Here is an 11,984-nt window from a genome sequence, read left to right on the forward strand (position 1 = left end):
GGTATTCCATTGGAACCTTTGCCTGACTTCAAGTATTCATCCGCCAATCGCGCTTGCCAGCTTTCATGGTCTGCCTTCTGCCTGCCAGTCCGGGCCAGATTGCACCGATATTCCGTTTGTGGCGGCTAGAACGCTCGCGGAGCCCGGATGGGAATAAGAAGGCGCCGTCTGGAGTTAAGGCGGCAAGCGCGACGAGATTGGTGAGCGTAATGCCCCGAGGTTGGAGCCTCGGGGCAATGTGCGTAAGGACACGCTGAGAAAAAGGCTGAGAGCATGGCGGTGACGCGCCACGGGCCTACGCCCGTTTGCCCCATGCGTTGATGAACGAGGATTATACGATGTATTTCGGCAGTTTGGACCCGCTTGCCGTGGCGGTGCTGGTAGAGGCTATGAGGTCGGGATTCCCCGCCGGCGATGCGCCCTTGCGCGCGCGGCGCGAACGGCCCGGCCGCGTTGCCGCGATGTGGAAATGGCTGGCGGCGTTTCTGCGCGGGACCGTTTCCGGGCGTTCGAGAGGCTGCTGCATACGGCGGACAGGATGGCTCAGCGCGGAAGGCCGTGTTCTCTCCGCGGGGAACACCCCTACGGAGCCGCCCGTGACGCGTATCCATTCGTGAGGATATCCCGGACCAGATACATCTGGTGTGTCGGCCTGTCTTCGGGCGCATCTCTGGCGTAGGCCCATAGTTCCTCGCCGTGTATGCCATCGTCGAAAGCGATATAGAGGGACGTTTTCGTGACCGCGATGTTCCCTGTTGGTCTGGAACCTGCCTTCAACAAGGGGGAAACGGCCCAACGGTGGTCCTGCCCGGTCTTTGGCACGATGACATTCAGCAGGTTGTTGCCCAGGTCGGTTTGTTCGGGGGAGGCGCCGAAAACGAGCATGACCTCTTGATTGCTCACCATGGTTGCGACGGGAATGGGCGACGACAGCCGGTCCCCAAAGAGCGGGGTGAGAAAATTCGTGCCTTCCGAAGTGCCGTCCGTACGCCAAAGGACGCGTCCTTCGCGCGGATGGTCGGCGGCAAAATACACCTTTCCTTCGAGCACCGTGAGATACGAGGGGCTCGAGCTTCCGGGGCCCGTAAATGCATCGCGTACCATGTGCGTGCCTGCTCTTGTTCCGTTGGTCATGCAGAGTTCCGTGCCGTAACGGCGGGTATGGGCCGAAAAATACGTCACATCGCCCAGAGTGACCGGCGCCGCTGCCGGATTGGTCAGGGTCCAGGGACGGAGCAACGGCACGAGCAGGTCTTCTTCCGAAACACCGGTGCGCAGGAGCGTCAGGTCCGCTGCGGGGTTGACCGGTTCCCGCACGTCCTCGGGAAAGTCCATGAAATAGGTGCAATCAAAGCGCAGCAGGGGGGAGGTGCCGCTGTCTGTGCCGTCCGTTGACCACAGTGTCATTTGACTGGGAGGTTTCCCAGTGTAGAAGTAAGCCTTTCCGCGCAGTACGAAGAGTCCGGCAAATTCCGTGCCCGCACCGCCGGGCGCCGCATCCAACACCATGCGTGTGCTGTCCGGCAGGCCATCCGTCCGCCACAATTCGCGGCCGTGCACGCCGTCGTTAGCGGTAAACAGCAGTGCCTGGTTCCAGACGGTCAGGTCACGGGGTTCGCTCGACCCGCCGCCCACATAGATATCGTTGACCAACTGTGTGCCGTCGATGCTTCCATGACTGGTCCAGAGTTCGCGGCCAAGGTCCGGGCTGAAGGCGGAAAAGAACACCCTGCCGCCCTGGCGCGTCAGGAACCGCGGCGCCGCATCCGCTGGACCGGGAGCGACATCGCGCAACAGGTTGGTTCCAGGTTCGCTGCCATCGCTCACCCAGAGTTCTTCCCCATGTTCGAAGTCGTTTGCCGTAAACAACAACAAACCGTCGACCGGCGTGAATTGCCGGGGAGATGCGGAGGGGTTTACGCGCGCCGTGGCGATGTCCGCGGCCAAGAGCGTTCCTTCCGGGGTGCCGTCGCTTATCCAGAGTTCCTCGCCGTGCATCCTGTCGTCACACGTGAAGAAGAGAAAATCGCCGAAGACGGTCAGATTGTCGGGGCCCGACCCGTCGGGGCCGAGGACGACGTCTTTCAGGATTCTCGTGCCCTGCGGCGTGCCGTCCGTAATGAAGATTTCCTCGCCGTACTCGGGCGAGTTCGCGCAGAAAAAGAGATTACCCCTGTATTCTTCGAGGGACCACGGGTCGGACCCGGTGCCACCGGGGCGCAAATCGGTCGTCAAGAGAGTCGTATCGGGAGAACCGGCCGTTTGCCAGATCTCGTACCCGTGGACGCCGTCGTCGGCTACAAAGAACAGCAAGTCGCCGGCCGCTTTCCAATAATGAGGGTTGCTGCCTTGCAGGCCACGGTTGATGTCTTGAAGCAGGACCGTTCCCTCGGTTGAGCCGTCCGTCTTATAAGGCTCATTGCCATGTTCGCCGTCGTTGGCTTTGAAATACAGGCAATCGCCCCAACGGAAGCCGCCTTCCGGTCCGGAAGTGGCGGGGCCGGGCGCGATATCCTTGACCAGCCTTGCGCCTTCCGGCGAGTCGTCCGTAATCCACAATTCGTTGCCAAGCCCGTTCATAGAACCCAGGAACAGCACACGATTGCCCAGGTCCCATAACTCGAGCGCCACCACGTCGAGGTTCTCCCACCGGACAGCCTTCGTTACCTCCGCGCCGTCGGTACACGCCAGCCCATGACCATCCACGACGTACAGAAACCCCTCGGGGGTCAGGTGTCCGAGAATCCGGGCACTGGGCGGCAATGGGGCCTGGAAAGAGAGCGGCACGGGGCTGGGACTGCCCGCCGGGGCGGCCCAGAGCTGCATGCCGTGAACGCCGTCGTCCGCAACGACCACTACTGTGCGGTTTCTGACGGGGAAGGGGTTTGACGCGTCGGACGTTTCGGGCCCAGGGCGGATGTCCCATGTGTGGACGCTGTCCTGAACCGCGTCATAGAAACAAGGTTCTCTGCCGCACTGTCTCAAATGGGCGTAAAAATACAGAATATCATGGCAACTGACGATATAATCGATTCGGGTGTCCTCGATTCCGGGGGTCAGGTCCGCCACCAGGCGAGTCTGGCCCTGCCGAACGACATCGCGGACGTTTGGCGGCTGCTCCAGGTAAGCAAGGCCGGGACATTCCCATTTCCAGAGTTCGCGGCCGTGCGTTGCGTCGTCAGCCGTGAAATAGAGCGCATTCCCGGCCGCAGTCAGTTGCGCGGGCACAGAGGATGGATTGCCGCCGAACGCTTCGGGGCCGGCCGCGCCCAAGGCCGCGGCCAATGCGAGCATGCCTGTAAGAAACCCCATGTTATTTCCTCATGGCATTGGCGTCCCTTGCCCGGCCTGTTTCGCTGGCGGAACCATGATCACTCGCCGCGCACAGTCTCTGCGCCCTGAAAGACGAGGATTACCCCCAACTCCGCCTGGAGGGGTTTTTCACTGCCCCAGTAGACTGAAGAGAAATCCGCTCCTGCCGCGGCATCGGTTATCTGGCAATTCAGCCGCCAGCGGTCGCCCGGTTTCGGGCTTTCTTCCTCCCCAATACCCGCGAAGGGGATGCGCACCTCCGCCGTCCACGCAGTATCGCCGACGTGTTCGGCTATTTCCCAGTCGCAGGACCACGGGGCCGACCTGCCGCTGACCAAATGTTCCGCGGCAAGCACCGTGTCTTTTTCGGTGCGCACGGCCCAGCGCTCGGAAAGCGGGACGGGCACGCCAAAACGCGGCAATACCGTGATGGTCAATGCCGGCCGCGCGACGCTTTGTTTCGCCTCGAAGGCCAGATAAAGAGCCTCGTTGTCGTAGCGGAGCCTGAGCTCGGCGGGAACAGCGCTCACGGATGCCGGGGTCATGCCGGGCTCCGTCCCGGCGCCGGCGATGAAATCGCGCCAGACCGCATCCTCCAGCATGCCGTCGATCTGGGGCCTCTTGTCGGCGAGGCGGGGCACCGTGGCGCACGGTGAGACGGAGCAGAAGAATTTCGATTCGATGACCTGGGCCCACGCCTGGTTGCGAGGCATCAGTTCCTTGTAGAGGAGTGCCTGGGCGTGGCTGCCCAATTCCATCCGGTATATGAAATCCTTCGTTGAGATGGGCGTGGCCGCGAGGCGCAGGAAGAAGGCCTCGGTCGATTCCGACCCGTCTTGCAGGCTTCTGAAATTCAGGGTAACCGCCATTTCTTCGCTGATGCGAAGCCACGTGCCCGTGCCCGTCAGGGTCCCGTATCGGAACACGCGGGCCGACGGGTCGGCGTATTCGGCCCAAGAGCCCCCGAAAGCCAAGTCGTTGCTTTCCGCCTGCGGCGATGCCCGGACATACCAGAGACGCGTCGTTTCGGCGGCAAGCGCCTCCCATTGGTCTGAGCCGGGCGCGCGCAGCATCAACCAGTGATTGGGCAACGCGGCATGAGCCATAGGGTCAATTGAGTCAAAAATCAGGTGGTCCTGGCTGGCCGCGGGAGCCGCGGGGGGCGTTGCCGGCCGCGAGCCGCTGGGCCGGCGGGACCAAACGGCAAACCCGGCGGTGACCATGGCCAGCACCAACACGACGCCCCCCGCAATCCGTGCCGCGCGGCCCAAGGCCTTACGCTGCTCGCGCCACCACGCGCGCGCCGGCGCGCGGCGCATGCGCCGCGCGGGGGCCGTTTTCAGCCGCGTGCGGGTCTCGTCCAACCGCGCGGCTTGCCCGCCGGCCAGTTCGGGCAGACGCTGATAGCTTTCCAGGACCTCGCCCGCGTTCGCGGGCCGGTCTTCCGGCACGCGCGCGAGCATCGCGGCAACCAGGTTGCTCAATTCCAGCGACACACCCTCGACCTGTTCGTGGAGCGGCGGAATCTGCTTCTCAAGCATTTCTTTCATAAGGGAAAGCGGAGTCTCCGCCACATAGGGCGAAGTTCCCAGAATCGCCTCATAGAGGACCATGCCCGTCGAATAGACATCCCAAGCGGGCGCCGGCTCTTGGCCGTCCCAAGCTTCCGGCGGCGCATAGCGCGGCGTCCCGAGAAACATCCCGGAGGAGGTGCGCTGCGAAATGGATTGGGTCTGATATTCGGCCAGGAGCTTGGCAAGCCCGAAATCCGAAAGCACGGCGTGACCATCGCTGCGAATCAAAAGATTACTGGGCTTCACGTCCCGGTGGATAATTCCTTCTTCGTGGCAGCAGGCCAAGGCGAGCAGCGTGTCCCGGATACAGGCCAAGGCAAGCGTCGCGGGAACGGGGCCCGCTTTCTCCGCATCGGCCAGCGAGCCCCCCGGCACATATTCCATGTCGATGGCAATTTCGTCGCCGACATGTTCGAGGGAATGGATTTGGATGATATACGGATGCTGGAAATTGGCAATGGTGCGCGCCTCGACCCGGAAACGCCGCGCAAATTCCTCGCCGGACGTGACGGAATGGTCGAGGACCTTGAGCGCGATTTGCCGGCCGAGCGTCTCGTCTTCGGCCAGATACACGATCCCCATGCCGCCCCGCCCGATCATGCGCTGGATTCGGTACTTGCCGAAGGACAATCCAGGCGCCAGTGTTGCCATACCTGCCTCTCCCTGACACCATAACCGGCCCCTTCCGCCCGGGGAGATGGTAACGCAAGTGGCGAACAGGCGCAACCATGTCACGGCAACCGTGCAGCACCCGCCATTGGGATGCGCCCCGCGAGCGGCGGGACACATGGGTGGCGCGAGTCTGCCCGCGTGCCGCGGGGGCGGGGCATGCCTCGCCCCTGCGCAAGTCAGGAATCACGTCTTGGGACAGCCTCCGGGCCGGCCTGCCGCAACCGGGGCGGCCCCGGCGCTCATGCCTCGTCGCGCCGGGGCCGCTGGTTCATAGGCGGGAAGCGGCTGGGTAGCCGCCGCTTCCCGGTAGAGGCGCGGGTTATTTGCGCCGCCGCAACGCCGCCGCGCCGCCCGCCGCCGTCAGCGCCGCCAGCAGCGCAAGCATCGATGCGCTGAGGGCCGGCACGTAACGGGCCTCGACGATTGTCAGGGCGCTGGAATTCGCCGCCGCGCCAAGGTTGCCCGCCAGGTCCACGCCGCTGATCTCGATGTACGCGGGCCCCAACGGGTCCTGCTCCGGACCGAGCACGGTGTAGAGGTAGACATAACCGGCCTTTTCGGTGTCGCGCACCGCGGCGTGGCCGTTGACGGTCACCTCGGGCGGGGCGTCCAGCGGCTCGGACACGTCGAACGTCAGCGTGACCGTCTCATCCTCGCCGGCCTGGGCGGGGATTGCGGCGATGTTGCCGATGCCGGGCTCCGCCGTATCCAGGGTGATGGAGTCGGCAAGGGACGCGGCCGTCACGTTGCCCGCCGCGTCGCGGAACCGCGCATAGACCGTCTTGGCCCCGTCGCCCGCGCTGAGCTGCCACGCCCGCGTGGGCGCGAAGGCGAGCCAGGCGCCCCAGACGCCGCCGTCGTTCCTGAAGGACATTCCCGTTACGGCCGTGGTGGCGTCCGTCGCGGAGACGGTGAGCGTAACGATTCTCGTATTGGTGCGGGGGTCGCCCATGTTGATGGTCACGGAACCCGCCGGCGCCACGCTGTCGTAGGTGCGCGAGATGACGTTCGAGGCGCCCGCGTTCTGATTGCCCGCGAGGTCGCTGAAGCGCAGCGCCGGGGCCGAGCACGAGACCGGCCCCTGGGCCGACGGCACGAGCGTGAATTGGTAGGACGTGCCGCCCCCGCCAAACCCGGACACCGACGCATGGACCGCGGCGATGTCCTCTTGCGTGAACGTGACGCTCGGCTCGCTCAGCACGGCGGAAACGGGGATGGAGGCGTTCGTCGGGTCCGGCGCGGCGCACGACAGCGTCACAGTCGGCGCCACCGTGTCGAGCGTAATGCCGTCGCTGATCGGGCCGGCGGACACGTTGCCCACGCCGTCGCGGAATTGCGCATACACCGTCTTCGCGCCGTCGCCCGGGTTCAGCGTCCACGCCTTGCCCGTCGCATACGCTTCCCAGCCGCTCCACGAAACGTTGTCGTTGCTGAACCGCATGTGCGCGACGCCCGAGCCGCCGTCCGTCGCGGACAAGGTCAAGGCCGCTGCCGTCGTGTTCGTGTACGCCGCGCCGCCGTTGATTACCACCGTGCCCGCCGGCGGCACGTCTTCGAGGGTCTGCCCGTAACCCGCGAGACCCATCGCGGAGTCGATTCCCTCGCCGTTGCGCGCCACGCCGAACACGCCGTAGAACGTGCCTCCGGAAAGGCCCGTTACCGTCACCGCGCCCCACGCCGGCATCGTCCGGTACACCGGCGCGGCGCCCAGCGTCCCATCCGCCTGCACCCAGACATTACCGGGCAAGCCGGAATCCACCCGGATGGCGTATTCGGTTCCGGCGGGGTTGCCGTCGCCCGCCGTGAGCGCCACGTCGAGCGTGTGCTGCGTGGCGTTCGTGACCGACGGCGCGAGCGGCTGGGCCGCCAGCGTCCACTTGCTCGCCGTTGCGGGCGCCGTGGACACGGAATCGCCGTTCCGCGACCGCCCGCTGAACGTGTACTGCGTGTTGGGGCTCAGCCCGCCCGACGCCCACGGCGCCGCCGTCTGCACCCAGCCGGAGTTCGTGCCCGCCGTCGTGTTCGCGTAATACAGCCCCGACGTGCCGCTCGCGAGGTTGCTCGGCGCGTTCGCCGGACCCACGCCGATGGATGATGGCGTCACGCCGCTGAAGGCCAGCCCCGACACCGCCTCGATCAGCGTGTACCGGACCTCCAGCGGCTGCTGCACGTTCACCACGCCTTCGGCATTCCGCGTGCGGCACGTAAACGTGTACGCCGTGTTCGGCAGGAGCGGCGTCGAGGTCCACGGCGCGTTGCTCTGCTGCCAGCCCGAATCCGTGGCCGTCGTCGTGTTCTCCAGGATCAGGCCCGAACTCCCCAGAGTCAGGTTGCTCGGCACGTTCGTCGACGCCACCGTAATCGTGTTCAGCCCGAACCCGCTGTACGTCAGGCCCGCCGACGGCTCGATCAGCGTGTATTTGGACGCCGTGACCGGGGCCGTCTCGACGGAACCGCCGTTCCGCGATTTCCCGCTGAACGTGTACTGCGTGTTGGGGCTCAGCCCGCCCGACGCCCACGGCGCCGACGTCTGCACCCAGCCGGAGTTCGTGCCCGCCGTCGTGTTCGCGTAATACAGCCCCGACGCGCCGCTCGTGAGGTTGCTCGGCGCGTTCGCCGGACCCACGCCAATCCCGCTCGCCGTCACCCCGGAGAACGACAGGCCCGACACCGCCTCGATCAGCGTCCAAGCCGTGTAGTTCGTCGTCAGGGCGCTGTCCCCGTTCGCGTTCGTCGCAGCCACCTGGAACGCGTACTGCGCGTTCGGGTTCAGGCCGCCGTGCTGCCACAACTGAACGTCCGCCGCCGTCGTCGTCTGCAAGGTCACCGGCGGGCCCGAGCCCGGGTCGTCGTAGACCTTGAACCCCGTCTCGTTGCCGGAATTGTCCGTCCACGTCCACGTAATCGTGTTCAGGTCCACCGCTGTCGAGCCCGGATTCGACGGGGCAGTGGGAACGGGATTGTCCACGATCTTCGCCACGAACGCATCTCCCACGCCGCCATGGCTCGTGTTCCAGCCGCCGCTCACCCAGTCGGCCGAAGACGTGTACCCGGTTACCCAGGTGTTTGTCCCGGTCGCGTCTACCGCTATGCCGTAGCCGTAGTCAGTGCTGGTCCCGCCCAGGTACGTCGACCACAGGTGCGCGCCCGCCGTGCTCAGCTTGACCACAAAGCCGTCATTCCCGCCGCCATAGGTCGTATCCCCGCTGCCGCTCACCCAGCCGGAAGAGCCCGTGTACCCCGTCGCGCAGCAGTTCCCGCTCGCATCCGCCGCGATGCCCCGGCCGTAGTCAGTGCTGGTCCCGCCCAGGTACGTCGACCACAGGTGCGCGCCCGCCGTGCTCAGCTTGACCACAAAGCCGTCAGTGCTGCCGCCAAGTGTCGTATTCCAGCCGCCGCTCACCCAGCCGGAAGAGACCGTATACCCCGTCGCGTAGCAGTTCCCGCTTGTATCCACCGCGATGCCCTGACCGTAGTCACTACTCGTTCCGCCCAGGTACGTCGACCACAGGTGCGCGCCCGCCGCGCTCAGCTTGACCACAAAGCCGTCATAGCCCTGCAACGTCGTGTTCCAGCCGCCGCTCACCCAGCCGGCCGAGTTTGTATACGCCGTCGCGTAGCAGTCCCCGGTCGCGTCCACGGCGATGCCGTAGCCGGTGTCATCGCCCGTCCCGCCCAGGTACGTCGACCACAGGTGCGCGCCCGCCGTGCTCAGCTTGACCACGTAGGCATCTCCCACGCCGCCATAGGTCGTGTTCCAGCCGCCGCTCACCCAGCCGGAAGAGACCGTATACCCCGTCGCGTAGCAGTTCCCGCTCGCGTCCGCCGCGATGCCGTAGCCGTAGTCAGTTCCCGTCCCGCCCAGGTACGTCGACCACAGGTGCGCGCCCGCTGTGCTCAGTTTGACCACAAAGCCGTCGTAGTTGCCGCCGCCGAAGCTCGTGTTCCAGCCGCCGCTCACCCAGCCGGAAGAGCCCGTGTATCCCGTCGCGTAGCAGTTCCCGCTCGAGTCCACCGCAATGCCCCGACCGTAGTCACTGCCCGTTCCGCCGAGGTACGTCGACCACAGGTGCGCGCCCGCCGCGCTCAGCTTGACCACAAAGCCGTCATGGCCCTGCAACGTCGTATTCCAGCCGCCGCTCACCCAGCCAGAAGAGGCCGTGAACCCCGTCGCGTAGCAGTTCCCGCTCGAGTCCACCGCGATGCCGTAGCCTAAGTCATCGCCCGTCCCGCCCAGGTACGTCGACCATTCCACGTCCACGGAGACCGCGACGTACGTGCCGGTATCTGTCCCGGTACCACCCGCCGGGACCGTCACCGCGTGGCTTGCCGGCGGCGCGTACCCATACACGTCCTTGAACTCGACCGCCCACTCCCCTGCCGCGAGGCCGGTGACCGTGTCCCCGCTGTTATACCAGGTGGGGAACGTCACGGGACGCCACTGCGCCCCCGCGGATACCGCCCCCGCCGGCCCCAGCGTCACCTGAAGGCTGCCCGTATCGTTGAGGCCGGTGGCCTTGAGGACAAACCCGTCCCAGCTGCCGCCGAAGCTCGTGTCCCAGCCGCCGCTCACCCAGCCAGTCGAGCCCGTGTACCCGGTTACCCAGGTGTTTGCCCCGCTCGCATCCACGGCGATGCCGTAGCCGTAGTCAGCGCTGGCCCCGCCCAGGTACGTCGACCACAGGTGCGCGCCCGCCGTGCTCAGCTTGACCACAAAGCCGTCGTAGCTACCGCCGCCGTACGCCGTCTGCCAGCCGCCGCTCACCCAGCCGGAGGATTGCGTGCGCCCCGTCGCGTAGCAGTTCCCGGCCGAATCCACGGCTATGCCGTAGCCGTAGTCAGTGCTGGTCCCGCCCAGGTACGTCGACCACAGGTGCGCGCCCGCCGTGCTCAGCTTGACCACAAAGCCGTCAGAGCCGCCGTTATGGGTCGTATCCCAGCCGCCGCTCACCCAGCCGGCCAAGTTTGTCCGCCCCGTCGCGTAGCAGTTCCCGCTCGCATCCGCCGCTATGCCGTAGCCGTAGTCACTGGCCCCGCCCAGGTACGTCGACCACAGGTGCGCGCCCGCCGTGCTCAGCTTGACCACAAAGCCGTCACCGCCCTGGAACGTCGTATCCCAGCCGCCGCTCACCCAGCCGGAGGATTGCGTGCGCCCCGTTGCGTAGCAGTTCCCGGCCGAATCCACGGCGATGCCGTAGCCTAAGTCAGTGCCCGTTCCGCCCAGGTACGTCGACCACAGGTGCGCGCCCGCCGCGCTCAGCTTGACCACAAAGCCGTCAGTGCCCTGCAACGTCGTATTCCAGCCGCCGCTCACCCAGCCAGTCGAGCCCGTGTCCCCGGTTACCCAGGTGTTTGCCCCGCTCGCATCCACGGCGATGCCGGAGCCGGAGTCAGCGCTGGCCCCGCCCAGGTACGTCGACCACAGGTGCGCGCCCGCCGTGCTCAGCTTGACCACAAACCCGTCCCAGCTGCCGCCATGGCTCGTGTTCCAGCCGCCGCTCACCCAGCCCGAAGAGGCCGTCTGCCCCGTGGCGTAGCAGTTCCCGGCCGAATCCACCGCGATGCCTCGACCGTAGTCATCGGCCGTTCCGCCCAGGTACGTCGACCACAGGTGCGCGCCCGCCGCGCTCAGCTTGACCACAAAGCCGTCAGTGCCCTGCAACGTCGTATTCCAGCCGCCGCTCACCCAGCCGGCTGTGTTTGTATACCCCGTCGCGTAGCAGTTCCCGCTCGCATCCGCCGCGATGCCGTAGCCGTAGTCATCGCCCGTCCCGCCCAGGTAGGTGCCCCAGGCTACCGCCGGGTCGATCACCAGGGGCAGCGTCGTGTCGTACGCGCCCGTCACCGCGAACCCGTACGAGTGGTCATCCACCAGCACGAACCCGCCCGCCACCGTCTTCTTCTCACCGTTCGCCTCCTGGTACAGGTACGGCTCGCCGTCCGTAAGCGGCGCCCAGCCCTCCTTCACCCGGATCTCCAGCGCCCCGTCCGGCGTCAGCCGCAACCCCTGGATATCCTCGTACCGCAGCCGGATCGACTCTGGGTCCGCCCCGGGCGCGACATGGAAGTTGTATTTGATCCCCGTCCGGTTGCCCGTCAGTTCCAGGCTTACCCCGGGATACAGCGACTCGTACCACACCGCGTCGAAGGACCCCACGCCTTCCCGGCGTCTCTACCCAAGCCGCCGGTGTTATTCCGTGTGTTGTGCCGCATCGCGCGCTTTCAGCGGGTTCGCGACGCCAAGCCGGCCCATGAGCCGGCGCAGTTCGCCCGGGGTGATTTCCAGGAGGCGCGCCGCAGCCGATTCGTCCCCGTGCGCAAAACCCAGGACATAGGAGATGTACGTCCTGCGCAAAGCGTCGAGCGATTCCGGCTGCCCTTTCTCAACCGGTTCATCCGAACGTTCACCCGCCACGCCATTCCCTC

Annotated in this window: 4 protein-coding genes; all 4 read right to left on the reverse strand. The window is 66.0% G+C overall.

Annotated elements, in window-relative coordinates; all coding sequences use genetic code 11:
• Positions 1 to 582 precede the first annotated feature (582 nt).
• Positions 583 to 3,312: a hypothetical protein gene (locus tag KA184_03890; protein MBP8128698.1), complete on the reverse strand. Its 2,730-nt coding sequence runs from the start codon at positions 3,310 to 3,312 to the stop codon at positions 583 to 585.
• A gap of 59 nt (positions 3,313 to 3,371) precedes the next feature.
• Positions 3,372 to 5,537 carry a protein kinase gene (locus tag KA184_03895; GenBank protein ID MBP8128699.1) on the reverse strand — a complete coding sequence of 722 codons (2,166 nt, stop codon included), beginning with the start codon at positions 5,535 to 5,537 and terminating at the stop codon, positions 3,372 to 3,374.
• Positions 5,538 to 5,877: 340 nt separating this feature from the next.
• Positions 5,878 to 11,715 carry an SBBP repeat-containing protein gene (locus tag KA184_03900; protein MBP8128700.1) on the reverse strand — a complete coding sequence of 1,946 codons (5,838 nt, stop codon included), beginning with the start codon at positions 11,713 to 11,715 and terminating at the stop codon, positions 5,878 to 5,880.
• 33 nt (positions 11,716 to 11,748) lie between these two features.
• The coding region (locus KA184_03905) for a hypothetical protein (protein MBP8128701.1) at positions 11,749 to 11,984 on the reverse strand (236 nt) is incomplete at its 5' end.

The organism is Candidatus Hydrogenedentota bacterium, assembly GCA_018005585.1.
Lineage (GTDB): Bacteria > Hydrogenedentota > Hydrogenedentia > Hydrogenedentales > JAGMZX01 > JAGMZX01.

What these genes read in the sequence shown, in the direction of transcription:
- KA184_03890 (MBP8128698.1), bottom strand. Translation starts at nt 3,312, where the DNA reads ATGGGGTTTCTTACAGGCATGCTCGCATTGGCCGCGGCCTTGGGCGCG.
- KA184_03895 (MBP8128699.1), bottom strand. Translation starts at nt 5,537, where the DNA reads ATGGCAACACTGGCGCCTGGATTGTCCTTCGGCAAGTACCGAATCCAG.